This is a genomic window from Streptomyces sp. SL06 (genome assembly GCF_058244745.1).
Genome location: NZ_JBSYOT010000002.1, coordinates 5548702 through 5573516, shown reverse-complemented (window position 1 = coordinate 5573516; position 24815 = coordinate 5548702). Strand labels below are relative to the sequence as shown.

Below are 24815 nucleotides of genomic sequence, written 5' to 3'. Positions count from 1 at the left end.
TGAACGCGACCACGCTAGGCCGCCCCGGAAACGCCGTCAAGCAGGCCCTCTTGACGCGTGACCACGGGTTCCTTAGCGTGTCCACGCATATGAACGTCAGGCACTCTTTCGCACGGATGCCGCTTCAGGAGACCCAGGAGTCCCGAGGATGCCCGCTCCCCGCACCGTCCTGCTCACCGGCGCCGCCGGCGGCCTCGGCACCCTGATGCGGGCCCTGCTCCCCGGCCACGGCTACGAACTGCGCCTGTTCGACCTGCGCCCGGTCGAGGGCGAGCCGGACGCGGTCGTCGCCGACCTCGCCGACCGGGCGGCCGTGCGCGAGGCGGTCCGGGGCGTCGACGCGATCATCCACCTGGCGGGCATCTCCCTGGAAGCCCCCTTCGAGAAGATCCTGAAGGCCAACATCGAGGGCACCTACAACCTGTACGAGGCCGCCCGCGAGGAGGGCGTCCGCCGTGTCGTCTTCGCCTCCTCCAACCACGCCACCGGCTACACCCCGCGCCCGCGCGGCGCGGACCCCCTCGTCCCGGTCGGCACCCCGCACCGCCCGGACACCTTCTACGGCCTGTCCAAGTGCTTCGGCGAGGACCTCGCCCAGCTCTACTGGGACAAGCACGGCATCGAGACCGTGTCGGTGCGCATCGGCTCCTGCTTCCCCGAGCCGACCAGCGTGCGCATGCTCTCCATCTGGCTGAGCCCGGCCGACGGCGCCCGCCTCTTCCACGCCGCCCTGACCGCCGAGGGCGTCGGCCACACCGTCGTGCACGGCTCCTCCGCCAACACCCGCCTGTGGTGGGACCTCGCCTCCGCGCGGGCGCTCGGCTACGAACCGCGCGACGACTCCGAGCCGTACGCCGGCAGGCTCATCGCCGAACAGGGCGAACTCGACCCGGACGACCCGGCGCACGCCCGCCTGGGCGGCCACTTCGTGACCGACCCCCCGATCTGGCCGTACTGACCGGAACTGATCGCATCCTTATGCGAGCGGGCACCGAACGGGCCCGCCCGAGCGGGTACGCGGGCAGTGGCACTGCCCGTTCTCACCCCTCGAACCGCTGCCTTCCAGGTCGACGACGGACGCCCGACGACGTGAACGGGCACAAACGGTCAGTATCGGGTCCGCAACAGGCCTGGTCAGTGCCACGCGACCGCTGTAGAACTTTCCCCCAGGGTCCTCACGGGCCCGAACGGGCAACGACACGGCAACGAGGCGGTGGGCAGGTGTTCGCCATGGGCACGAAGACGGCGGAAGAACGCCAGCGCGAGATCGTGCGGGTCGCCCGCGCCACCGGCTCGGTCAACGTCACCGCGCTCGCCGCCGACCTGGGCGTCGCCAAGGAGACCGTACGACGGGACCTGCGCGCCCTGGAGGACCACGGCCTGGTCCGCCGCACCCACGGCGGCGCCTACCCCGTGGAGAGCGCCGGCTTCGAGACCACGCTCGCCTTCCGCGCCACCAGCCATGTGCCCGAGAAGCGCCGGATCGCCTCCGCCGCGGCCGAGCTGCTCGGCGACGCGGAGACGGTCTTCGTCGACGAGGGCTTCACCCCCCAGCTCATCGCCGAGGTCCTCCCCCGGGACCGGCCGCTGACCGTGGTCACCGCGTCCCTGCCGGTCGCCGGCGCGCTCGCCGAGGCCGGCGACACCTCCGTCCTGCTGCTCGGCGGCCGGGTCCGCTCGGGCACCCTGGCCACCGTCGACCACTGGACGACGAAGATGCTGGCCGGCTTCGTCATCGACCTGGCGTACATCGGCGCCAACGGCATCTCCCGCGAGCACGGCCTCACCACCCCCGACCCCGCGGTCAGCGAGGTCAAGGCGCAGGCCATCCGGGCCGCCCGCCGCACGGTGTTCGCCGGCGCGCACACCAAGTTCGGGGCGGTGAGCTTCTGCCGGTTCGCGGAGGTCGGCGCCCTGGAGGCCATCGTCACCAGCACGCTGCTGCCCACGGCGGAGGCCCACCGCTACTCGCTGCTCGGGCCGCAGGTCATCCGCGTCTGAGAAACCGCCCGGCCCCCACCGGGCACCCCCACATTCACCCCCCGCATTCACCTTCACATCACGTTCACCCCCAATGCCCCATACATCCCCATATGTTCAGGAGCGATCCATGCGAACCCAGAGCCGACGGAGGCCGCGAGCGACGCTCGCCCTGGCCGCCGCAGGGACGCTACTCGCCCCGCTGCTCTCCGGCTGCTGGGTCGGAGCGGGCGGAGCCGGATCAGGCGGCAACGCCATCAACGTCCTGATGGTCAACAACCCGCAGATGGTCGAGTTGCAGAAGCTCACCGCCAAGCACTTCACGAAAGAGACCGGCATCAAGGTGAACTTCACCGTCCTGCCGGAGAACGACGTCCGCGACAAGATCAGCCAGGACTTCGCCAACCAGGCCGGCCAGTACAACGTCGCCACCCTCTCCAACTACGAGATACCGATCTACGCCCGCAACGAGTGGCTGCACGAGATGGGCTCCTACGTCGCCAAGGACCCGGCGTACGACGAGAAGGACATCCTGGGCCCGATGCGCGAGTCCCTCACCGGGGACGACGGCAAGCTCTACGGCCAGCCCTTCTACGGCGAGTCGTCCTTCCTCATGTACCGCAAGGACCTGTTCGCCAAGGCCGGCCTGACCATGCCCGAGCACCCCACCTGGAGCGACGTGGCGGGCTTCGCCGAGAAGCTCGACGGGTCCGAGCCCGGCATGAAGGGCATCTGCCTGCGCGGACTGCCCGGCTGGGGCGAGATCATGGCGCCGCTGACGACGGTGGTGAACACCTTCGGCGGCACCTGGTTCGACAAGGACTGGAAGGCCCGGCTCGACTCGCCCGAGTGGGCCAAGGCGACGAAGTTCTATGTCGACCTGGTCCGCGAGCACGGTGAGTCCGGCGCCGCCCAGTCCGGATTCGCGGAGTGCCTGAACAACATGACGCAGGGCAAGGTCGCCATGTGGTACGACGCCACCTCGGCGGCCGGCTCCCTGGACGCCGCCAAGTCCCCGGTCAAGGGCAAGGTCGGCTACGCGCCGGCCCCGGTGGAGAAGACGGACTCCTCCGGCTGGCTCTACACCTGGGCCTGGGGCATCCAGAAGGCGTCCCGCAACTCCGACAAGGCCTGGCAGTTCGTCTCCTGGGCGTCCGGCAAGGAGTACGAGCAGCTCGTCGGCGACGAGGTCGGCTGGTCCGACGTACCGGCCGGCAAGCGCGCCTCGACGTACCGGAACCCGGACTACGTCAAGGAGGCCGCCGCCTTCCAGGAGATGACGAAGCAGGCCATCGAGGGCGCAAAGCCGAACGACCCCGGCGTCCAGCCGCGCCCCGCGCCCGGCATCCAGTTCGTCGGCATCCCCGAGTTCACCGACCTCGGCACCAAGGTCTCCCAGGAGATCAGCGCGGCCATCGCCGGACGCCAGTCCGTCGAAGAGGCCCTGAAGAAGTCCCAGCAGCTCGCCGAGAAGATCTCCGAGGAGTACGAGGGACGATGACCGCCACGACAACGGCCCCCTCGGCCGCACCCGACCAGACCCGCCCCGCCGTCCGTCCGCCGTCCCCGCGACTGCGGGCCTGGGCCACCCGGGCCCCCCTCCTCCCCGCCCTGATCTTCATGATCGCGGTCACCCAACTGCCCTTCGTGGCAACCCTGGTGATCTCCTTCTTCGACTGGAACGCCCTCTACCCGGACGCCCGGCACTTCACCGGCTTCGGCAACTACGGCGACGTGCTCGGCGACGCGGCCCTGCGCAAGTCGGTGTGGACGACGATCCTGCTCACCGTGGCGGTGGTCCTGGCCAGCCTGATCCTCGGCCTGGTCCTCGCCCTGCTGCTCGACCGGAGGTTCAAGGGCCGCGGCGTGGTCCGCACCCTGCTGATCGCACCGTTCCTCGTGGTCCCCGTGGCCGCCGCCCTGCTGTGGAAGCACGTCCTCTACAACCCCGAATACGGCCTGTTCAACGGCCTGTTGCACTACGTGGGGGGACCGCAGCCGGACTGGATATCCAACACCCCGCTGCTCGCGGTCGAGGCCGCGCTCGTGTGGCAGTGGACGCCCTTCATGATGCTCATCCTGCTCGCCGGTCTGCAGAGCCGGGACCAGCAGCAGATCGAGGCCGCCCGGGTGGACGGCGCGAGCGACTGGCAGATCTTCGTCCACCTCACCCTCCCCCACCTGCGCCGCTACCTGGAACTGGGCGCCCTGCTCGGCTCGATCTACATCGTCCAGAACTTCGACGCGGTCTTCACCATCACGTCCGGCGGCCTGGGCACGGCCAACCTGCCCTACACCGTCTACCAGAGCTTCTACCAGGCCCACGAGAACGGCCTCGCCTCGGCCGCGGGCGTCCTGGTCGTCATCGGCTCGATCATCATCGCCACCTTCGCACTGCGTGTGGTGTCGTCCCTGTTCCGCGAGGAGGTCGGCCGCGCATGAGCGCCACCGCCGTACAACCCGCCGCCACCGGCGCCAAGCCCGTGCGAACCGGCCGCAAGGCCGGTGCCGGACTGGGCCTGGTGGCCTGGCTGGTCGGCATCATCTTCTTCCTGCCCATCGCCTGGATGGCGCTGACCTCCTTCCACTCGGAGTCGGACGCGGCCACCAATCCGCCGTCCTTCGCGGCCTCCCTGACCCTGGACGGCTACCGCGAGTTCTTCGGCGCGGGCGGCGGCGCGAGCCCCTGGCCCGCGCTGGCCAACTCGGCGGTGGCGTCGATCGCGTCGACGCTGTTCGTCCTGGTCCTCGCCCTGCCGGCCGCGTACGCCCTGTCCATCCGCCCGGTACGGAAGTGGACCGACGTCCTGTTCTTCTTCCTGTCCACCAAGATGCTCCCGGTGGTGGCCGGCCTGCTGCCGATCTACCTGTTCGCCAAGAACACCGGCATGCTGGACAACATCTGGCTGCTCGTCATCCTCTACACCTCCATGAACCTGCCGATCGCGGTCTGGATGATGCAGTCCTTCCTGGCCGAGGTCCCGGTCGCCATCATCGAGGCGGCCCGGGTGGACGGCGCGAAGCTGCCCACGATCCTGGTCCGGGTGGTCGCCCCCATCGCCCTGCCGGGCATCGCCGCCACCTCGCTGATCTGCTTCATCTTCAGCTGGAACGAACTGCTCTTCGCCCGGGTTCTGACGGGTGTGGTCGCCGAGACCGCCCCCGTCTTCCTGACCGGCTTCATCACCAGCCAGGGCCTCTTCCTGGCCAAGGTGTGCGCCGCGTCGCTCGTCATCTCCCTGCCGGTGCTCGCCGCGGGGTTCGCCGCCCAGGACAAGCTGGTCCAGGGTCTGTCGTTGGGAGCCGTGAAATGAAGGCCGCCGTCATCGAGTCCGTGGGCCGCGCCGTCGTCACCGAGGTCCCCGACCCGACGCCAGGGCCGCGCGAGGTCGTCGTCGAGGTCGCCGCCTGCGGCCTGTGCGGCACCGACCTGCACATCCTCCAGGGCGAGTTCGCGCCCAAGCTCCCGATCGTGCCGGGCCACGAGTTCGCCGGCGAGGTGGTGGGCGTCGGCGCCCAGGTCACGGAGGTGGCCGTCGGCGACCGGGTCGCGGTGGACCCCTCCCTCTACTGCTACGAGTGCCGGTACTGCCGCACCGGCCACAACAACCTGTGCGAGCGCTGGGCGGCCATCGGCGTGACGACGGCGGGCGGCGCGGCCAAGTACGCGGTGGCCCCCGTGGCGAACTGCGTGAAGCTGCCCGAGCACGTGCGCACCCAGGACGCGGCCCTGATCGAGCCGCTGTCCTGCGCGGTCCGCGGCTACGACGTGCTGCAGTCCCGGCTCGGCGCCCACGTGCTGATCTACGGCTCCGGCACGATGGGCCTGATGATGCTGGAGCTGGCCAAGCGGACCGGCGCGGCCAGCGTGGACATGGTCGACCTCAACCCGGCCCGCCTCGAGACCGCCCGCGGCCTCGGTGTCTCGGCCTCGGCCGCGAGCCCGGACGAGCTGGACCGCCCCCAGGGCTGGGACCTGGTCATCGACGCCACCGGCAACGCGGCGGCGATCCAGGACGGCCTGGAGCGGGTCGCCAAGGCGGGCACCTTCCTCCAGTTCGGCGTCGCCGACTACGCGACGCGGGTGCAGATCGACCCGTACCGCATCTACAACCAGGAGATCACCATCACGGGCTCGATGGCCGTCCTGCACAGCTACGAGCGCGCGGCCGAACTCTTCGCCAACGGCGTCCTCGACCCGGACGTCTTCATCAGCGACCGCATCCCGCTGGACCGCTACCCGCAGGCGCTGGAGCAGTTCGCGGCGGGGGTGGGCCGCAAGATCGTGGTCGTGCCGTAGGACACCGCAGCACGCCGCAGAACCTGCAAGGGGGCCCGGGGACCCAGTCTCCGGGCCCCCTTCGGCCGTCTCCCACCCGATTGGCCGCCGGGTAAGGGAACGGTAAAACGGGTTCGCTCGTTGACCCGGCATGACAGCTATGACCCCCGGCTCGAACATCCCCCTCTCCGCCGCCCGCGTGACGGTGGACGTCACCGCGCCCGTGCGGCTCGACGTATCGGGCCTGCTGCTCACCGCCGACGGCAAGGTTCGCTCCGACGACGACTTCATCTTCTACAACCAGCCCGCCGGCCAGGGCGTTTCCTACCGCTCCGGCGGGGGCACCGCCCCGGACGCGATCACGGTCGACACCTCCGCCGTCCCGCCGGGCATCGAGAAGATCGTCGTCACCGCGAGCCCGGACGCCGCGGGCCAGACCTTCCAGGGCATCGAACCGACCGCCACCATCCGCGACGCGGACGCCAACTCCGTCCTCGCCACCTTCACGCCCCCGCAGCTCGGTGCCGAGACCGCGCTGGTGATCGTCGAGGTCTATCTGCGCAACGGCGCCTGGAAGGCCCGCGCGGTCGGCCAGGGCTACGCCAACGGGCTCGCGGGCATCGCCACCGACTTCGGCGTCACGGTGGAGGAGCCCGCGGCCCCGGCCCCGGCCGCAGCCGCAGCCGAGCCGGCCGCCCCGGCGCGGGCGCGGGCGGTCACCCCGCCCGTGCCCCCGGCCCCGCCCGCCGCGCCGCCCGCCCCCGCACCGGGCGCCGGAAAGATCAACCTGGACAAGGGCCGCGTCAGCCTCCAGAAGAACCAGACCGTCTCCCTCGTCAAGGGCGGCCGTCCGATGCTCTCCCAGGTCAAGATGGGCCTCGGCTGGGAGCCCGCGTACCGCGGCAAGGACATCGACCTGGACGCCTCCGTCATCGCCTACGGCCCGCAGCGCAACCACATCGACAGCTGCTACTTCGGCAAGCTCTCGATCGTGAACGGCGCGATCAAGCACTCCGGCGACAATCTCACCGGAGAGGGCGGCGGAGACGACGAGGTGATCGTCGTGGACCTCGGCCGGCTCCCGCAGGAGGTCAGCGGCCTGGTCTTCACGGTCAACTCCTTCTCCGGCCAGAAGTTCACGGAGGTCGCCAAGGCCTACTGCCGCCTCACCGACGCCGCGACCGGCGAGGAGCTGGTCCGCTTCGACCTCACCAGCGCCGAACCGCAGACCGGCGTGATGATGGCGAAGCTGATCCGCCAGTTCTCCGGCGAGTGGGAGATGACCGCCATCGGCGACTTCGTCAAGTCCCGCACGGTCCGCGGCATGGTGAAGCCGGCCGCCCAGGCCCTGTAGGGACACGGACGGGGGACACGGACGGGGGACAGGACGGGGCCGCTCCCCGAACACCGGGCGCGGCCCCGGCTCCTGCCTCTAGGCCCGCAATCCGTCCAGCAGCAGGGACAGATAGCGCGGGATGGACGTGCCGTGCTCCCCGTCGCTCAGCTCGGACGCCGTCACGACGCCGTGCACCAGCCGCAGCACCTCGATCGGCTCGAACGTCGGACCGCACCGTCCCCTCGTCCTGCGCGGCCCGGACCAACCGGGTCGCCGCGCCCCGCACGCAGTCGCCGCACGCCCGGTCCGCCGCCGGGTCGCCATCCGTGACGGCCGAGCCCAGCAGCGCCTTCAGCCCCCGCACCTGGAGCGTGCCGGCGGCGAGTTCGCCGAGCCACGCGACCAGGGCCGCGCCCGGCGCCAGCTCCCCCGCGATCGTGTCCGCGCGCGCCGCGATCGCCTCGATCCGTTCCAGGTAGGCGGCCTCCAGCAGGGCCTGGCGCGTCGGGAAGTGCCGGTAGAGGGTGCCGACCCCGACGCCCGCGCGCCTGGCGATGTCGTCCAGTGAGGCGCCCTCCCCGCGTTCGGCGAAGGCCTGTGCCGCCGCCGCGAGCAACCGCTCACGGTTGCGCCGTGCGTCCGCACGCATGGGCCTGGCCTGCGCCATCCCGCCACTCCCTGCCCGTCGGGCGTCCTTGCGCCGCACCCTACCCCCCGGCCGGGCCGCCTCGGCCACGAGCCGAGAACCGTCCGGAGGGCCGCGCCCCAGCCACCCGGTGTTCATCTTTCGGCCATCTCCAAGACTCCCGCAATGCACCCGGTTTTCTCATGACGCTTTCATGTGCCGTTGGTTGCGTTCTCGTGGCCGATCGGTCCGCGACGAACGACGTAGGAGGCGCATGGTGTTCCTGTCGAAGGCAGCCGCAGCGCGGAAGGACTCGGCCGGTCGGGACCTGACCGGCGCGGACCCGGGCACGGACGGCGGGGAACCGCTGCATGTGGCGAGCCGGCTGCACGCCTTCAACCGGTTCGAGCTGAAGTACCTGGTTCCCGTGGAGCAGGCGACGGACATCCGCGACGAACTCGCCGAGCGCATGGACCGGGACGCGCACAGTCCGGTCGGCGGATACGGCGTGTGGAGCGTGTACTACGACACGCCCCGGCTCAGGTTCTACTGGGAGAAGATCGAGGGCCTGAAGTTCCGGCGCAAGCTGCGGATCCGCCACTACGGCGACCTCGACGGCGTCACCGACGACTCACCGGTCTGCGTGGAGATCAAGCAGCGCGTCAACCGCGTCACCCAGAAGCGGCGCATCACCCTGCCCTACGGCGCGGCGCGGCACCTCTGCGACGACCGCGAGCCGATCGCCCACTCGGCGAGGGAGAGCGCCTTCGTCCAGGAGGTCCTGGAACTCGTCGTACGGCTCGACCTGCGTCCCACCGCGATCACCGGATACCAGCGCGAGGCACTGGTCGGCCGGGATGCCGACACCGGTCTGCGCGTCACCTTCGACCGGCGCGTCCGGGGCCGGGACCGGGACTTCCACTTCGGCACCCCCACGCCGGAGAACCGGTTCACGATCCCGCCGCACATGTCGATCATGGAGATCAAGGTCAACGAGCGCACCCCGCACTGGATCACCGACCTGGCGGCGCGCCGCAATCTCAACCTCGTCCGGGTCTCCAAGTACGTGCAGTCCGTCGAGGCGTTCGGGCTCGCGCCCCGGTCCGTCTTCCACGTCGCCGAGACGGACTGCCCACCACCCACCCCACCCGCGGAACAGCCGCCACCGCGGCGGCCGGCGCGGCACGCGCCGTCGAAAGCAGGAGTACAGTGAACTTCGATCTCGAACTGCAGGAACTCAGCGGCACGTTCAGTGTGGCCAACGTTGTGGCGGCGATGGCGCTGTCGTTCGTCCTGTCGACGCTGATCGGCTACGTGTACCGGTACACGCACCGCAACGTCTCCTACAGCCAGTCCTATGTGCAGACCCTGGTCGTCGTCGGCATGATCGTCGCGCTGATCATGCTGGTGGTCGGGTCCAACCTGGCGAGGGCGTTCTCCCTCGTCGGCGCCCTGTCCGTGGTCCGCTTCCGCAACGCGGTCAAGGAGACCAGGGACGTCGGCTTCATCTTCCTGGCGATGGCCATCGGCATGGCCTGCGGTGCCCGGTTCTACACGCTGGCGGCGGTCGGCGCCGTGGTGATCTGCGCCGTCGTCCTCATCATGGCCAAGTTCGACTGGTTCGCTCTCGACGTGCAGCGCCAGGTCGTCAAGGTGCAGGTGCCGGCCGGTGACGACTACACCCCGCAGATCCGTGACGTGCTGATCAAGTACACCAGCGAGTTCGAGCTGGTGAGCACGGAGACCATCCGCGGCGGCGCGCTCACCGAGGTCTTCTACACCGTCCGTCTGAAGAAGGGCAGCGAGCCCGGCGATCTGGTCGCGGCCCTTCAGGAGCGCACCTCGGGGCAGCGGGTGACGGTGCTGACCGGTTACGACAGCACTGATCTGTGATGGCCGAGGACACGACGGGACGACGCCGGCGGCGGCTGCGCGACCGGCTGCCGGTCCGGCTGCGCCACCACTGGAGGCCGGCCGCCGCCCTGGGGGTCGGCCTCGCCGCGATGGTGTACCTCCTCGGCGACGCCCGGATCTCCCCGTACGTCACGTCCGCCTCGCGCGTCGAGGCGGACCCCGTCACCGAGAACGTCAGGGGCTCGGTCGGCCTCTATGACACATCCGTCTCGCACTCGATCCAACTGACGTACGACCAGGACGACTTCGAGAAGATGATGAAGAAGTTCAAGGACGACGGGACCAAGGAGTACATCGAGGCGGACCTCACCGTCGACGGGGTCTACCTCAACGACGTCGGCATCCGTCTCAAGGGCAACTCCACGCTGATGTCCCTGCGGGGCACGCGCGGCGCACCCGGTGGCGGCCGGGACATGCCGGGTGCCCCGCAGGGCGCTCGCCCCGACGGCGACGACACGGGCGGCGACCGTCCCGGGGGCGGGGGCGGGGGCGGCATGACGATGTACGACCTGTCCGCGGACAAGCCCGAGGAACTGCCCTGGCTCGTCAAGATCGACGAGTATGTCGAGGGCCGCGCCTACCAGGGCGAGCGGGAGATCTCGCTGCGTCCGGGCAGCAACGCGGAAGTGCCCCTCAACGAGGCGCTGTCCCTGTCGCTCACCGGGAAGAGCGGCCAGAAGGCGGAGCGGTACGCCTTCACCTCCCTGACGGTGAACAGCCGTCCCGCCGCCACCCGGCTGATGGTGGAGAACCCCGACACCGACTACGCCGACGACATCGGCGACGGCAACGGGGTGCTGTACAAGGCGAGGGCCGGCAGCAGCTTCGACTACGTCGGCGACGACCCGACCGACTACGAGGACTCCTTCAAGCAGCTCAACAAGAAGGGCAGCCAGGACCTCGAACCGGTCATGAAGCTCGTGAAGTGGGTGAACAACGCCTCGGACGAGGAGTTCGCCCGCGACCTCGACCGGTACGTGGACGTCGACTCGCTGGCCGCCTACGTCGCCACCCAGAACCTGCTGCTGAACTCCGACGACATGTCAGGACCGGGCAAGAACTACCTGCTCCGGTACGACCTGGACACCAAGAGGTTCTCGGTCCTCGGCTGGGACTACAACCTCACCTTCAGCGGGGACGCGACCACCGGACCGGACGACTCCATCGGCATGGGCGGACCCGGCGGGGGCGGAGAGGGCGGAGAGGGACAGCAGGCTCCAGGCGGTGCGACCGGATCGGGCGAGGCCGGGGCACCGCCGTCCGGGATGCCGGAGGGCATGCCCGAGGGCGCCCCGGGCGGCATCCCCGGCGAACAGGAGCAGGGCCCGGGACAGGGCCAAGGCGGGGGCGGTGCCATGTCGGGGCATGTGCTCAAGACGCGCTTCCTGGAGTCGGACGCCTTCGACAGCGCCTATCTGAAGGCGTACCGCACGCTGTACCAAACGCTCTTCCGGTCCGGGACCGCGAGCGAGGAGCTGACGGTGATCGCCGGCCAGGCGCGCGACGCGGGCGCCGGCTCCGAGGAGCTGGACTCGGCCGTCGCCGCGCTGCGCAAGACCGTCACCGAGCGCGGCCGGGCACTGGCCGAGGACGAGCAGGTGACCGGCTGACCTCCCGGAGTCCGGGCGGCCCCTGCGCCGAGGAGGCCGCCCGGCATGCCCGCCCCGCCGTGCCAGCGATCGCATCGCCCCGGAACCCACGCCTCGCGTACAGGATCGCTGGCTACCATCGCGCCGCAGCCCGTGTCCCCGCCCCACGGGAGCCGCTCACCCTGTACCGCCGAGGTGTCGAAACATGACCGAGCCCCCCACCCCGCCCCGGGCACCCGCGGGCGGCCACATCCTCGTGGTGGAGGACGACCCCAGCATCCGCGCCCTGCTCACCGCCGCCCTCACCGCCGCCGGACACACCGTGACCACTGCGGCCGACGGGCGGGCGGCCCTGCGCGAGGCGGCCGGCGGACGGCCGGACCTGATCGTCCTCGACGTACTGCTGCCCGACACCGACGGCTTCCGGCTCACCCGCGAACTGCGAGGTCGGGGCTGCTACACACCGGTCCTCTTCCTCACCGCCCGGACCGATGTCGAGGACCGCATCATCGGCCTCAGCTCGGGCGGGGACGACTATGTCACCAAGCCGTTCCACGTCCAGGAGGTCCTGCTGCGCATCAGGGCCATCCTGCGCCGCGGCAGCCCCGCCACGTCCGTCTCCCGGGGCCGGGGTCCGCTCCGGTACGCGGATCTGACCCTGGACGACGGCGCCCACGAGGTACGGCGGGCGGGCCGTGCCGTGAAGCTGTCGCCGACCGAGTTCCGGCTCATGGCCTGCTTCCTGTCCCATCCCGAACGCGTCCTGGAGAAGCGGGAGATCCTGCGCGAGGTCTGGCGGTACGAGTTCTCGGGCGACACCCGCATCGTCGACACCTATGTGAAGAGCCTGCGCCGCAAGATCGACCAGGTGCCGCCCGCGCTGATCCACACCGTGCGCGGGGTGGGCTACTGCCTGCGGCTGCCGCCCGGGGAGGCGAAGGCGGCCACCCCGTGAGGTGGCCGGGCCGCCCGCGCGCGCGTTCCCTGCGCAGCCGCCTGGTACTGATCGCGGGGCTGCTGGCCACCTGTGCGGTCGCCCTGTGCCAGGTCGCCGGACTGGCGGTGCTGCGGTCCTGGCTGACCGACCAGGTGGACGAGCGGCTCGCCGGGTTCCGGCCGCCTCCCGGAGTGTTCGAGGACCTGGCCGACGGCAGCCTCGGGCACCGCGCCCCCGACGTACTGCCCTCGGACTACCGGGTGTTCTTCTACGACGCGAAGGGGCACCTGCTCGCGGAGTCGCTCGGGCGTGCCGAGCCGGCCGGGCCCCGGCTGCCCGACCGGGCCGACGACCTGGAGCGGGCCGACGGGCGGCCGGTCACCGTGCCGGCCGACGACGGCTCCGCGAACGCCGGTTGGCGGGTCCTCGCGAGTCCCGGCCCCGCGGGCGCGCGGACCGTGGTCGCCCTCCCGCTCGACACGGTGGACGGGGCCACCACCAAGCTGCTCTGGTTCAGCATCGTGCTCGGAGCGCTGACGGCCGTCGGCGTGGTCGTACTGGGCGATGCGGCCGTCCGCCTCGGACTGCGTCCGCTCACCCGGGTGGAGCGCACCGCCGAGCACATCACCGCGGGCGCCCTGGAACTCAACGTGCCCGTGGCCGACCCGAACACCGAGGTGGGCCGTCTCGGCCGGGCCCTCAACACCATGCTCGACCGGCTGCGCGCTGCCCTGCGCCGCGCCGAGAACTCCGAACAGCGCATGCGGCGCTTCATGGCGGACGCCGGCCACGAACTGCGCACCCCGCTCACCGCGATCCAGGGCTTTGCCGAACTCCTCGCCGACCAGCCCGGGATGACCGGCGCGCGACGCCGCGAGGCACACGCCCTGATCGTCCACAACGCCGACCGGATGAGCCGCCTCGTCGACGACCTCTTCCTGCTCGCGCGGCTGGGCGACACTCCCGTGCCCCAACGCGAGCCCGTCGACCTGCTGTCCCTGTGCGCCGACGCCATCGCAAGCACCGCCGTACGCCACCCGCGCCGCGACATCGGCCTGCACCCGCTGGGCGACCGCACCGCGAAACACCCCTCGGCCCCGGACCGCGACCTCGATGTCGTCGAGGCCCTCGGCGACCCCCACCAACTCGCCCAGATCGTCGGCAACCTCCTGTCCAACGCCTGCGCGCACACGCCGGCCGACAGCCGTGTCATCGTCAGGGTGGGCGCCGCGCGCACCGGCGTGGACACCGGCGGCACGGACGGCCCCGGCCGGGTCAGCGCGGGCCGGCCGTTCTCCCCCGGCCTGCCCGTGTGCGTCGTCGAGGTCGTCGACGACGGTCCGGGCATCGCACCGGACGACGCAGGGCAGGTGTTCAACCGCTTCTACCGGGCCGAGCCCCGTGATCCCAACCGCCTCTCGGGCTCCGGGCTCGGTCTCGCCATCGCCTCGGCCCTCGCGGAGGCACACGGCGGACGCCTGGAACTCGACAACCGGCCCGGCGAGGGCTGCGCCTTCCGCCTCCTGCTGCCGGACCCGGCCGCGGCGCACCGGGCCGCCCCCGCCGGGCGGGTCAGCCGCGCTGACGCTTCCACGGCCCGGTGATGGCCAGCATGATGCCGGGTGTCTGGATGTTGGCGTACAGCGTCCGGCCGTCGGGCGAGAAGGTGACGCCGGTGAACTCGCTGTACTCGGGATCGTCCTCGGTGCCGATGTTCAGCTCGTTGCGGGCGATCGGGTAGGTGCGCCCGCGGTCGGTGGCGCCGAAGAGGTGCTGGAGGCCCTCGCCGTCCTCGGCGACGACGAGGCCGCCGTAGGGGGAGACGGTGATGTTGTCGGGGCCGTCGAAGGCGCCGTCGGCGGACGGGTCGGTGTTGACGCCGAGGAGGATCTTGAGGGTGAGGGTGCGGCGGGACGGGTCGTAGAACCAGACCTGGCCGTCGTGCGGGCGGCCGGGGCTCTCGTCGCGGGCGTAGGAGGAGACGATGTGGGCGCCGCCGTCGGCCCACCACATGCCCTCCAGCTTGCGGGCTCGGGTGACCCGACCGTCGGTGAACTGCCGGCGCACCGGCGTGGTGCTCGCGTCGCGGTCGGGTACGTCGGTCCAGTCGACGCCGTAGACAGTGCCGGTCCGCGTCGCGCGCGAGAGGTCGTCGACGAACCTGCCGCCGGAGTCGAAGCACTGGAAGGCCTGGAGGACCCCGGCGTCGTCGGCGAGGCCGCGCAGCCTGCCGCGTCCGGGCCGGAAGCCCTCGGGCGGGGTCCAGCGGTAGAGGAGGCCGTTGGGTCCGGAGGCGTCCTCGGTGAGGTAGAGGTGTCCGCGCCCGGGGTCGACGACGACGGCCTCGTGGGCGTAGCGGCCGAGTGCCTTGAGGGGCTTGGGGTCCCGGTTGGCGCGCCGGTCCACGGGGTCGACCTCGAAGACGTAGCCGTGGTCCTTGGTCATCCCGTTGGAGCCGGCCTTGTCCTCGGTCTCCTCGCAGGTCAGCCAGGTGCCCCACGGGGTGCTGCCGCCCGCGCAGTTGGTGGCGGTGCCGGCGAGGCCGACCCACTCGGCGACGTGCCCGCCGGGGCCGACCTCGACGACGGTGCAGCCGCCGGCGGCGGCCGGGTCGTAGACGAGGCCCTCGGTGAGCGGGACGGGGTGCGGCCGGCCGTCGCGGTGGCCGCCGAGTTCGTGGTTGTTGACGAGGAGGGTGGTGCCGCGCGGGCCGTCGAAGGCGGCGGTGCCGTCGTGATGGGACGGGGTGTACTCGCCGGACTCCAGCCTGGTCCGGCCGCAGTGGGTGATGATCTCGTACCGGAAGCCGGCGGGCAGGGCGAGGATGCCGTCCGGGTCGGGGAGCAGCTCCCCGTAGCCGACCCCGCCGTCGTGCCCGTGCTCGTCCCCCGCGCTCTCGGTGCCCCTGGCCGCGAGGGCGTTCGGGGCGGTGGCCGGCGCGCCGACGCTGCCCACCAGCGCGACTCCGGCACCGGCGAGCGCGGACCGACTGGCGAAGCCCCTGCGGGTGAGCGACATGGTGTCTCCTGTGCCGATCGACGTGCAGTGGAGGCGACAGACCTCGTTCCCCACCACACTCCCGCCCGCGTCTGAACGGGGGTTGAACTGAGCACGACCTCTGCCCGCCCGCTTGCGTGAACCCGCGCGGGGGTCGCGCGCAATGCCCACCGGGCGGCACACACAGGCTCCGCCGGACGCCGGACCAACGCCCGGGTTCGCCGGGGCGGTACGCGCGGGGGTTCGCCGGACGGTTCGCCGAGTGCCCGCGCGGCGGCACGCACGGGGGTCCGCCGGGCGACACCCGCAGTGCCCACCCGGCGGTACGCGCAGGCGCCGCCGGGCAGCGGGCTCAAGGCCCGCCCGACGGCGCGCGCGGGATCCGCCGGGGCAGTGCGCATAGTGCCCACCGGACTGTGCACGCAGGCCGCTCCGGACAGCGCGCGGGGTGCACGCGCGGGGGTCCGTCGGATAGCCGGCCGGGTGTCCACCGGGCGGTGCACGCGGGCCCCGCCGGACAGCGCACACGGTGCCGTCGAGGCCGTCGGCCGGGTGGACCGTACCGTCGTGGGGGCCGTTCCGACGAGAGTGGGGCCCCGTCGGCACGCCCCCGCGTCGACTCGTCGGCGGCGGGCCGCGTCGGCCGGGAGGCCTTGGCGTCAGGCGCCGTGCTGTGAGCGGGCCTTGAAGGCCGCCTTGCGGGCCTCCTTGGCGATCTTCTTGTCGGGGTGCAGCCGCCCCATCGCCTCCAGGACGTTCCGGCGTGGCCGGGTGGCCGACCCGCCAGGCCGTGTCGAAGAACCCGCTGTGCTGCCGGGCCAGACCCTCCACCAGGGCGCGCAGCTCCTCTGAGTTGCCCTCGGCCGCGAGCTGCGCGGCCACGGTGTCGATGGTGAGCCAGAAGACCATCTCCTGCGGCGGGGCCGGCACGTCCCGCGCGCCGTGCTCGGTCAGCCACACCCGGGCAAGGCCGCCCAGCTCCGCGTCGCCGAGCACCTCCCGCAGCGCCGGCTCCGCCTCGCCGCCGACCAGGGACAGCGCCTGCTGGCAGCGCAGCCGGCGCAGCGGCGCGCCGGGGTCCGAGCCGCGGGCCGCCGCCAGCAGTTCGCGGGCCGCGGCGAGCGGTCCGCGGCCGGCCAGCCACAGCTCGGTCTCGGCGTGCGCCGTGGCCGGCGGGAAGGGCGCCGTGCCGTCGAGCAGCACGTCGGCGCCCTTGTCGGCGAGGTCGCCGACGGCGGGGGCCTCGAAGCCGGCCTCCAGAAGCCGGGAGCGCAGCCCGTACAGTCCGAGCGGAGTGAGCCGCACCATGCCGTAGCGGGCGACGTCGGCCTCGTCCACGGGCGCCGCGGGCTCCTCGTCGGCGTCGGCCATCAGGTCCTCGTCGACCGGCTGGTACTCGACGAGGCCGACCGGCTCCAGCAGCCGGAACTGGTCGTCCAGGCGCATCATCGCGTCCGACACCTGCTCCAGCACCTCGTTGCTGGGCTCGCCCATGCCGCTGGGCACGATCACGGAGGCGGCCAGCGCGGGCAGCGGCACCGTGGCGTCACCGGGGCCGTCCTCGCCGACGGTGAGCAGGTAGAGGTTGCCGAGCACGCCGTCGAGGAACTCGGCCTCGGCCTGCGGGTTCCAGTCGAGGGAGGACAGGTCGGCCTTGCCGCCGTCGGCCATCGCGTCGACCAGGTCGTCGAGGTCGGGCACGCTCGCGTCGGCGAGCACCGCCTCAAGGGCGGTGCGCCAGACCCCGAGCACGTCCCGCGGGGAGCCCGCGGTGAGCAGCGCGAGGTCCTCGCCCGCCGCGACGGTGCCCGCCTCCTCGTCGGTGATCTCGACGAGCCCGGTGTCCACGGCGATCCGCCAGGCCTCGCTCGCGTACGCCGCGGCGTCGTCCCCGGTCAGCCCCAACTGCTCGGCCGCGGCCGGCAATTGCTCCTCGACCAGCCCGCCCCCGGCGTCGACACGGGTCGTTGGCCCGGCCCAGCGGGCCAGCCGCGCGGCCCGCACGAGCACCGGCGCGGACAGCGCCTCGCGGGCCAGCTCCGCCTCGGGGCGCAACCGTGCGGGCGGCAGGGTGGAGCTGTCTGACATCGGCTGTTTCTCCTCGCACGCCTTGGCCGCCGTACGGCCGGTCCAAACGCCGTACGGCTCAGCCGCTCAGCCTAGACGGGTTTCCACCCATGCCGCCCGGTTCATCTCTCCGTCGGGTGGTGTACATGGCCGAAACCTTGACAACGGGCCTTGCCAGGCAGGAGATTGACGCGCGTAGAAGGCGGGGGACAAGTGTTCACTCAGGTCCGTGTGAGCCCTGCGGCCCGCGCGTCCCACCCTCGTCCCGGCGCCACGTCACGTCCCCGGAGGGATCCCGTTGGCCAGCAAGTCCTCCACGCGCCTCGCCGCGCTCACCGTCGCCGCGGTCTGCTCGGCGGCGTCCACCGTCGTCCTCACCTCGCCCGCGCACGCCGACTCCGTGCGCATCCACGACATCCAGGGCAGCACCAGGCTGTCGCCGTACGCCGGCCGGCAGGTCACGGACGTGGCCGGAATCGTCACCGGCGTCCGCGGCTACGGCTCCTCCAAGGGCTTCTGGTTCCAGGACCCCCACCCGGACGCCGACCCGGCCACCAGTGAGGGCGTCTTCGTCTTCACCAACGCGGACCCGGAGGTCGCCGTCGGCGACGCGGTCACCGTGTCCGGCACCGTCTCGGAGTACGTCCCCGGCGGCACGGCCTCCGGGAACCAGTCGGTGACCGAGATCACCCGCCCGACGGTCACCGTCGTCTCCAGCGGCAACGCGGTCCCGGCCGCGATGGTCGTCTCCGCCCGGTCGGTGCCGAAGGCGTACGCGCCGGACGGCGACGGCGCCGCGAACGGCTCGGTCAACGGCCTGCGGCTGCGGCCCGCGAAGTACGCCCTGGACTACTACGAGTCCCTGGAGGGCATGAACGTCCGGGTCGCCGACGCCCGCGTGGTGGGCGCCTCCGACCCGTACTCCGAGCTGTGGGTGACGGTGAAGCCCGGGGAGAACGCCAACCGCCGCGGCGGCACGGTCTACGGCTCCTACGACGCGCAGAACACCGGCCGGCTCCAGATCCAGTCGCAGGGCGCGCCGGCCGACTTCCCCGCCGCCGATGTGGGCGACACCCTCACCGGCACGACCGCGGGACCGCTCGACTACAACCAGTTCGGCGGCTACACGCTCGTCGCGGGCGAGATCGGCGCGCTGAGGAGCGGGGGCGTGGAGCGCGAGTCCACGCACCGCCAGAGCGGCGGTGAACTGGCGGTGGCGACGTACAACGTCGAGAACCTCGACCCCTCCGACGACACGTTCGCCGCGCACGCCGAGGCGATCGTGCACCATCTGAAGTCGCCGGACATCGTGTCCCTGGAGGAGATCCAGGACAACAACGGCGCCACGGACGACGGCACGGTCGCCGCCGACGTGACGGTCGGCAAGCTGATCGACGCGATCGTCGCGGCCGGCGGCCCGCGCTACGACTGGCGGAGCATCGACCCGGTCGACAAGGCGGACGGCGGCGAGCCCGGCGGCAACATCCGGCAGGCGTTCCTGTTCAACCCCGCGCGGGTCTCCTTCACCGACCGCGGGGCCGGCGACGCGACCACCGCGACGCGGGTGCGCAAGGTGCGCGGCGCGGCGGCGCTGACCCTCTCCCCCGGCCGCGTGGACCCGGCCGACCCGGCCTGGGAGAACAGCCGCAAGCCGCTGGCGGGCGAGTTCGTCTTCCGTGGCCGGACGGTCGTCGTCATCGCCAACCACTTCAACTCCAAGGGCGGCGACCAGGGTCTGACGGCGCAGTACCAGCCGCCGTCGCGCGGCTCCGAGACCCAGCGCCACCTCCAGGCGAAGGCGGTGAACACCTTCGTCAAGGAGATCCTCTCCGCGCAGAAGAACACCAACGTCATCGCCCTCGGCGACATCAACGACTTCGAGTTCTCGAAGACCGCGCGCCTCCTGGAGGACGGCGGGGCCCTGTGGTCGGCGGTCAAGTCGCTGCCGCGCGACGAGCGTTACTCGTACGTCTACCAGGGCAACAGCCAGGTCCTCGACCAGATCCTGGTCAGCCCGTCGATCCGGCGCAGCGGGCATCTGTCCTACGACAGCGTGCACATCAACGCCGAGTTCCACGACCAGATCAGCGACCACGACCCGCAGGTACTGCGGTTCCGTCCGTAACCGGCGTGCCAGGGGGGCGGGTTCAGCGGGGCACGAGGCCGAGGGCGTGGTCGTAGCGGCTGACCGTGCTGCTCTTCAGGCCCGGCCAGGTCCGCACCCGCTCCCAGTGCGCCGTCGCCGTACCGAGGCCGTACCCCGGTGCGGCGGATGCGTCGAGGTGGGCCTGGGCGCTCTCCCACTCCGCGTAGCCGAGGACCCGGGTGCCGTCGGTGCCGAGGTGGAAGTGGGCGGAGATGCCGCCGGGGCGCGGGTCCGGCTCGCTCGCCAGCGCCTCGAAGACGGCGTCGGTCCAGGCGCGCTGCCGCTCGGGGTCGGGTCCCTCGAACTCGGTGTCGACGATCACGACGCACCCCGGGACGGGCGCCGTGCCCTGCTCGCGGGTGTCGCTGCGGTAGCGCCGGTACCGTCCCAGGCTGAGCCGTTCGATGTCCGGCACGGCGGTGTCGATCTCGTCGACCCGCTCCTGCCTGCCTGTCTTGACGAAGGCCTCGTACGCCTGCTCGCTCGCCCACTGCGAGTGGTGCAGCAGGGTGCTGCCGTCGTGCCCGGTGTAGACGTGGTAGCCGAGCAGGTCGTCGGCGGGCCAGGGGCGGCGCTCCCAGGCGCGGGCGACGGCGTCGACGGTCTGCCGCTGCCGCTCGGGGGTGCCCACCCGCCACGTACTGAAGAGGGGTGCCAGCACGTCGGGGCGGTCGAGTTCGGGGTGTGCGTCGGTACGGCGGGTCATGCCTGCCTCCACTGATCGGTGGCCGTCGGGTGCACTCACCACCCTCCGACCTCGACCAAGGTTGAGGTCAACTCCCCTCCGCCACCCGGCGGTACGACCGGTTCGGCGCGGGTGACGAGGGGCCCGGCACGGGGCCCCTCGTCGCGTCGCGTCCTCAGCAGTGCCCGTTGTTGCGGCGGCGCAGCACGACCGCAGCGAGCACCGCGCCCGCCGCCGCCCCGGCGGCCAGCACCACGCGCGGATGACCGAGCCCCGCCCGCACCGCGCCGCGCGCCCGTCCGGGTACGTGCTGCTCCGCGCCGTGCCGGGCCCTGTCCGCCTTGTCCCGCGCGGTGTGTCCGGCCCGGCCCGCCCGGTGCTGCACGGTGTCCTGGGCCTGCACGGCGGTACTGCGCAGTTGGACGGTCATGGCGCCGGCCTTGTCCCGCAGGTCGGCGACCCGGGCCTTGGCACGGCCCTTCACGTCCGCCTTGCCCGCCAGCTCCTCCACGGTGTCGCCGAGCCGGCCGCGGGTCTGCTCGATCTCCCGTCGCAGTTCGTCGGGGCCCTTGGCCCCGCCCGTCGGCTGCGCGGTGGAACCGCTCCTCGTGCCGTCGCCGCTCGTCGCGTCGGTCATCGATGTGCCCTTTCCCTGATCCGGTCCACGTCGGTCCTGACGCTGCCGAGGGCCTCCTCGGGCTTGGGCGGCACGGCGCGGCGGAGCTGGGCGCGACCGGTCACGGCCAGCAGGCCGGCGATCACGAAGAGCGCCGCCGTCACGATGAGCGCGGCGGCCCAGACGGGCAGCACCAGCGAGAGCGCGGCGGCGGCCGTGCCGGCCAGGGCGAACAGACCGACGTAGGCGATGGCGCCCGCGGCGCCGAGCATCCCGCCGCCCCGCCCCGCGCGCTTGCCCTTCTCGGCCAGTTCCATCTTGGCGAGGGCCACTTCCTGGCGCACGAGCCGGGAAAGCTGTTCGGTTGCCTGGCCGACGAGTTCACCCACGGAGTGCTGCTCGTCGCGCACCGGCCTGGTGTGCATGGTCCCGGTCACGGTGTTCCGCCTCCTCTCGGTTCGGGAGCCCCCCGGGTACCCCGGGCGGAGCGGCGCTACCACTGCCCCCACCCCCACCGAAGATGCAGAACTACTTATCTGTACCTCATAGAAAAATTAAGTGGAGCTACACTGTCCGGCCGCCGACACTACTTCCATGAAGACAGACGACGACCGCGCCGCCCCTTTCGGCCGTGCCCTGTGCGCCATGGTCACGCCCTTCACCGGGACCGGCGCACTGGACCTCGACGGCGCCCGGCGGCTCGCCGACCGGCTGGTGTCGCGTGGCTGTGACGGCCTGGTGCTGTCCGGCACCACGGGCGAGTCGCCGACCACCACGGACGCCGAGAAGGCGGCGCTGGTGACCGCGGTGCGGGAGGCGGTCGGGGACCGGGCGGCGCTCGTCGCCGGGGTGGGCACCGCCGACACCCGGCACACCGTGGAACTGGCCCTGGCCGCCGAGCAGGCCGGCGCGGACGGGCTGCTGGTGGTCGCGCCGTACTACAGCCGTCCCCCGCAGGACGCCCTGGAGGCACACTTCCTGGAGGTCGCGGACGCCTGCGGGCTGCCGCTCGCCCTCTACGACATCCCCGGCCGCACCGGCACCCGCATCGAGCCCGACACACTCGTCCGGCTCGCCGGGCACCCGCGGATCGTCGCCGTCAAGGACTGCGCCCACGACCTCCTGGGCACCCAGAAGGTGCTCTCCCGCACGGACCTCGCGTACTACGCGGGCTGCGACGAGCAGATCCTCGCCCTCTACGCGATCGGCGCGGCGGGGTACGTCAGCACGGTGGCGAACGTCGCCCCGGAACCCCTGCGAGCCGTCCTCGACGCCTTCGACGCGGGCGCCACCGGGCAGGCGGCCAGGCTCCAGCGGCGGGCGCTCCCCCTCATCGAGCTGATGACGACCACGGCCCTGCCCGGCACGGTCACCGCGAAGGCCCTCCTCGGCGCCCTGAACCTGCCCTCCGGCCCGGTCCGCGCCCCACTGCGCCCCGCCGACCGGGAAACCACCACCGAACTCCTGCAAGCCCACGACCGGCTGCTCGCCGCCACCACCCGGTTGACGGCGTAGCCGCCGGCTGTCAGTTGTGACTGTGCAGGATCTCGTTCAGGCCGCCCCACACCGCGTTGTTCGGGCGGGCCTCGACGGTGCCCGTGACCGAGTTGCGGCGGAAGAGGATGTGGGAGACGCCGGAGAGTTCGCGGGCCTTGACGATCTGTCCGTCGGGCATCGTCACGCGGGTGCCCGCGGTGACGTAGAGGCCGGCCTCGACCACGCACTCGTCGCCGAGCGCGATGCCGACGCCCGCCTCCGCGCCGACCAGGCAGCGCTCGCCGATGGTGATGCGCACGTTGCCGCCGCCGGAGAGGGTGCCCATGGTGGAGGCGCCGCCGCCGATGTCCGAGCCGTCGCCGACGACGACGCCCGCGGAGATGCGGCCCTCGACCATCGAGGTGCCGAGCGTGCCCGCGTTGAAGTTCACGAAGCCCTCGTGCATGACGGTGGTGCCCTCGGCGAGGTGGGCGCCCAGACGGACCCGGTCCGCGTCGGCGATCCGGACGCCCTTGGGGGCGACGTAGTCCGTCATGCGCGGGAACTTGTCGATGGACGTCACCTGGAGGTGCAGGCCCTCGGCTCGGGCGTTGAGGCGGGCCTTCTCGACGTTGTCGACGGCGACCGGGCCGAGCGAGGTCCAGGCGACGTTGGCGAGGAAGGCGAACTGGCCCTCCAGGCTCAGGCCGTGCGGCTTGACCAGGCGGTGGGAGAGCAGGTGCAGGCGCAGGTAGACGTTGTGGGTGTCGACCGGCTTCTCCTCCAACGAGGCGATGACCGTGCGCACCGCGACCACCTCGACACCGCGGCGGGCGTCCGGACCGACCGCGGCGGGCGCGCCGGCGCCCAGCAGTTCGGCGGCCTGTTCGGCGCTCAGCCGCTCGGTACCGGACGGGCCGGGCTCGGCGGCGAGTTCGGGGGCCGGGAACCAGGTGTCGAGAACGGTGCCGTCGGCGGCGATCGTGGCAAGCCCGGCGGCCACGGCGCCGGTGGTACGGGGAGCAGTCGTGTCGGTCATGTGGGCAACCTAACCGCCCACCACCCACCGAAGCGAGCCGACCCCACAGCCATCTCGGGTACCGGGCGAACACGGGGCGGACAGGCGTCGGTACGGGCCCGCACGGCACCCGCGCCGAGGTCGCCCCAGCAGTCCGGCGCGGGCGGTACCGGATCGCCGTGAGGCCGGCGCCGCATCGGTACGGACGCCGGTGGCGCGTCGTGTCGAGGGGCGCGGGGCGTCGCGTCGTCACGGCGGGCCGGGGATCACCCGTGCCAGTACCTCCCGCGCGTAGCCCTCGTCGTATGCCGTGTCCGTCAGCAGGACCTGGAGGCAGATGCCGTCCAGTACGGCGACCAGGGCGCGGGCCGTCACCGGGTCCGTGCGCCGGGCCAGGAGGCCGCCGACGCCCTCGGCCCACTCCGCGGCGACCGGACGCAGGGCGGGGCGGCGCAGGGCCGCCAGGTACAGCTCGTACTCCAGCTCCACGCCGGTGCGGTCGCCGCCCAGCCAGTCGCCGAGGACGCGGGCGAGTTCGCCGGCCAGGTCGGCCTCCGGGTCGGTCAGGGCCGGATGCGCGGCGACGACGTTGGCGAAGCCCTCGTTGGCCTGGCGCAGGGCGGCGACCAGGAGTTCGTCCAGGGTCGCGAAGTGGTACGTCGTGGAGCCGAGGGGAACGTCCGCCTCGGCGGCGACCGTGCGGTGGCTGAGCCCGGCGATGCCCTTCTGCCCGACCACCCGGATCGCCGCGTCGATGATGCGCTGCCGGCGCCCGGGGTCGTAGCGGCGGGACATCAGTGCGCACCGCCCAGATTGAGGACGACGACCCCGAGGATGATCAGCGCGATGCCGGCGGCCTTGGTGAGGGTCATCCCCTCCCCCATGAAGGCGACGCCGATGGTGGCGATGGCCGCCGTGCCCACCCCGGCCCATATGGCGTACGCCGTGCCGACGGAGAGGATCTTCAGGGTCTTCGCGAGCAGCGCGAAGGAGAGCACGTAGCCGAAAGCCGTCAGCAGTGAGGGGAGCAGTCTGCTGAAGCCCTCGCTGTACTTCATGGCGGTGGTTCCGGCGACCTCGGCGGCGATGGCTCCGGCCAGGAGCAGATATCCCATGTGTACGATCGTACATAACGAGGGTCCGCGCGGAC

21 protein-coding genes and 2 pseudogenes are annotated in these 24815 nt (G+C 72.2%); 14 read left to right on the top strand and 9 right to left on the bottom strand.

Annotated features, from left to right (window positions below):
• Positions 1 to 148 precede the first annotated feature (148 nt).
• The 7 genes from AC4IHM_RS25500 to AC4IHM_RS25470 all read left to right on the top strand — a co-directional run bounded on the left by AC4IHM_RS25500 (position 149) and on the right by AC4IHM_RS25470 (position 7613).
• On the top strand, positions 149 to 958 hold the full coding sequence (locus AC4IHM_RS25500) for an NAD-dependent epimerase/dehydratase family protein (RefSeq protein ID WP_490869331.1): 810 nt from the start codon (positions 149 to 151) through the stop codon (positions 956 to 958).
• Positions 959 to 1230: 272 nt separating this feature from the next.
• Positions 1231 to 2001, top strand: a complete 771-nt coding sequence (locus tag AC4IHM_RS25495) for a DeoR/GlpR family DNA-binding transcription regulator (RefSeq protein ID WP_490869330.1) — start codon at positions 1231 to 1233, stop codon at positions 1999 to 2001.
• A 109-nt stretch (positions 2002 to 2110) separates the two neighbouring features.
• Positions 2111 to 3481, top strand: a complete 1371-nt coding sequence (locus AC4IHM_RS25490) for an ABC transporter substrate-binding protein (RefSeq protein ID WP_490869329.1) — start codon at positions 2111 to 2113, stop codon at positions 3479 to 3481.
• A complete protein-coding gene (locus AC4IHM_RS25485; RefSeq protein ID WP_490869328.1) occupies positions 3478 to 4422 on the top strand; it encodes a carbohydrate ABC transporter permease in 945 nt (314 codons plus the stop codon). The genes AC4IHM_RS25490 and AC4IHM_RS25485 overlap by 4 nt, the downstream gene beginning before the upstream one ends.
• On the top strand, positions 4419 to 5294 hold the full coding sequence (locus AC4IHM_RS25480; protein ID WP_490869327.1) for a carbohydrate ABC transporter permease: 876 nt from the start codon (positions 4419 to 4421) through the stop codon (positions 5292 to 5294). The genes AC4IHM_RS25485 and AC4IHM_RS25480 overlap by 4 nt, the downstream gene beginning before the upstream one ends.
• Positions 5291 to 6280, top strand: coding sequence for a zinc-dependent alcohol dehydrogenase family protein (locus tag AC4IHM_RS25475; protein WP_490869326.1), 990 nt, complete (start codon positions 5291 to 5293; stop codon positions 6278 to 6280). Before AC4IHM_RS25480 ends, AC4IHM_RS25475 begins: the two co-directional genes overlap by 4 nt.
• A 139-nt stretch (positions 6281 to 6419) precedes the next feature.
• Positions 6420 to 7613 (top strand): TerD family protein, encoded by a 1194-nt coding sequence (locus AC4IHM_RS25470; protein WP_490870932.1) that lies wholly within the window; start codon positions 6420 to 6422, stop codon positions 7611 to 7613.
• Positions 7614 to 7691: 78 nt separating this feature from the next.
• On the opposite strand, the pseudogene AC4IHM_RS25465 reads toward AC4IHM_RS25470, so the two are convergent.
• Positions 7692 to 8262 (bottom strand): annotated as a pseudogene (locus AC4IHM_RS25465) (TetR/AcrR family transcriptional regulator).
• 331 nt (positions 8263 to 8593) lie between these two features.
• Here AC4IHM_RS25465 and AC4IHM_RS25460 point away from each other — a divergent pair.
• The 5 genes from AC4IHM_RS25460 (at position 8594) to AC4IHM_RS25440 (ending at position 14264) form a co-directional block, all read left to right on the top strand.
• Positions 8594 to 9433, top strand: a complete 840-nt coding sequence (locus AC4IHM_RS25460) for a polyphosphate polymerase domain-containing protein (RefSeq protein WP_490870931.1) — start codon at positions 8594 to 8596, stop codon at positions 9431 to 9433.
• The gene (locus AC4IHM_RS25455; protein WP_490869325.1) at positions 9430 to 10113 is read left to right on the top strand and encodes a DUF4956 domain-containing protein; all 684 of its coding nucleotides are present in this window, start codon (positions 9430 to 9432) and stop codon (positions 10111 to 10113) included. The genes AC4IHM_RS25460 and AC4IHM_RS25455 overlap by 4 nt, the downstream gene beginning before the upstream one ends.
• A complete protein-coding gene (locus AC4IHM_RS25450) occupies positions 10113 to 11744 on the top strand; it encodes a CotH kinase family protein (protein ID WP_490869324.1) in 1632 nt (543 codons plus the stop codon). Before AC4IHM_RS25455 ends, AC4IHM_RS25450 begins: the two co-directional genes overlap by 1 nt.
• Before the next feature lie 184 nt (positions 11745 to 11928).
• The gene (locus tag AC4IHM_RS25445) at positions 11929 to 12678 is read left to right on the top strand and encodes a response regulator transcription factor (protein ID WP_490869323.1); all 750 of its coding nucleotides are present in this window, start codon (positions 11929 to 11931) and stop codon (positions 12676 to 12678) included.
• On the top strand, positions 12675 to 14264 hold the full coding sequence (locus AC4IHM_RS25440; protein ID WP_490869322.1) for a HAMP domain-containing sensor histidine kinase: 1590 nt from the start codon (positions 12675 to 12677) through the stop codon (positions 14262 to 14264). Before AC4IHM_RS25445 ends, AC4IHM_RS25440 begins: the two co-directional genes overlap by 4 nt.
• Here the strand turns inward: AC4IHM_RS25440 and AC4IHM_RS25435 are convergent.
• Complete coding sequence (locus AC4IHM_RS25435) at positions 14233 to 15678, bottom strand: alkaline phosphatase PhoX (RefSeq protein ID WP_490869321.1); 1446 nt, start codon at positions 15676 to 15678, stop codon at positions 14233 to 14235. The two genes, AC4IHM_RS25440 and AC4IHM_RS25435, sit on opposite strands and share 32 nt — an antisense overlap.
• 638 nt (positions 15679 to 16316) lie before the next feature.
• Positions 16317 to 17745, bottom strand: a pseudogene (locus AC4IHM_RS25430) (hypothetical protein).
• A 277-nt stretch (positions 17746 to 18022) separates the two neighbouring features.
• On the opposite strand from AC4IHM_RS25430, the gene AC4IHM_RS25425 reads away from it, so the two are divergent.
• The gene (locus AC4IHM_RS25425) at positions 18023 to 19849 is read left to right on the top strand and encodes a DUF8508 domain-containing protein (protein ID WP_490869320.1); all 1827 of its coding nucleotides are present in this window, start codon (positions 18023 to 18025) and stop codon (positions 19847 to 19849) included.
• A gap of 22 nt (positions 19850 to 19871) precedes the next feature.
• Here the strand turns inward: AC4IHM_RS25425 and AC4IHM_RS25420 are convergent, their stop codons facing one another.
• From AC4IHM_RS25420 to AC4IHM_RS25410, 3 genes are all read right to left on the bottom strand, one after another.
• Complete coding sequence (locus AC4IHM_RS25420; protein WP_490869319.1) at positions 19872 to 20576, bottom strand: antibiotic biosynthesis monooxygenase; 705 nt, start codon at positions 20574 to 20576, stop codon at positions 19872 to 19874.
• Between the two features lie 154 nt (positions 20577 to 20730).
• Complete coding sequence (locus AC4IHM_RS25415; RefSeq protein ID WP_490869318.1) at positions 20731 to 21192, bottom strand: DUF3618 domain-containing protein; 462 nt, start codon at positions 21190 to 21192, stop codon at positions 20731 to 20733.
• Positions 21189 to 21608 carry a phage holin family protein gene (locus tag AC4IHM_RS25410; RefSeq protein WP_490869317.1) on the bottom strand — a complete coding sequence of 140 codons (420 nt, stop codon included), beginning with the start codon at positions 21606 to 21608 and terminating at the stop codon, positions 21189 to 21191. The genes AC4IHM_RS25415 and AC4IHM_RS25410 overlap by 4 nt, the downstream gene beginning before the upstream one ends.
• Before the next feature lie 157 nt (positions 21609 to 21765).
• On the opposite strand from AC4IHM_RS25410, the gene dapA reads away from it, so the two are divergent.
• The gene (gene dapA / locus AC4IHM_RS25405; RefSeq protein ID WP_490869316.1) at positions 21766 to 22686 is read left to right on the top strand and encodes a 4-hydroxy-tetrahydrodipicolinate synthase; all 921 of its coding nucleotides are present in this window, start codon (positions 21766 to 21768) and stop codon (positions 22684 to 22686) included.
• Between the two features lie 10 nt (positions 22687 to 22696).
• On the opposite strand, the gene dapD is transcribed toward dapA, so the two are convergent.
• From dapD to AC4IHM_RS25390, 3 genes are all read right to left on the bottom strand, one after another.
• Positions 22697 to 23686, bottom strand: a complete 990-nt coding sequence (gene dapD / locus AC4IHM_RS25400; protein WP_490869315.1) for a 2,3,4,5-tetrahydropyridine-2,6-dicarboxylate N-succinyltransferase — start codon at positions 23684 to 23686, stop codon at positions 22697 to 22699.
• Positions 23687 to 23914: 228 nt separating this feature from the next.
• Positions 23915 to 24460, bottom strand: coding sequence for a TetR/AcrR family transcriptional regulator (locus tag AC4IHM_RS25395; protein ID WP_490869314.1), 546 nt, complete (start codon positions 24458 to 24460; stop codon positions 23915 to 23917).
• Complete coding sequence (locus tag AC4IHM_RS25390) at positions 24460 to 24780, bottom strand: DMT family transporter (protein WP_490869313.1); 321 nt, start codon at positions 24778 to 24780, stop codon at positions 24460 to 24462. The genes AC4IHM_RS25395 and AC4IHM_RS25390 overlap by 1 nt, the downstream gene beginning before the upstream one ends.
• Between the last annotated feature and the right edge of the window lie 35 nt (positions 24781 to 24815).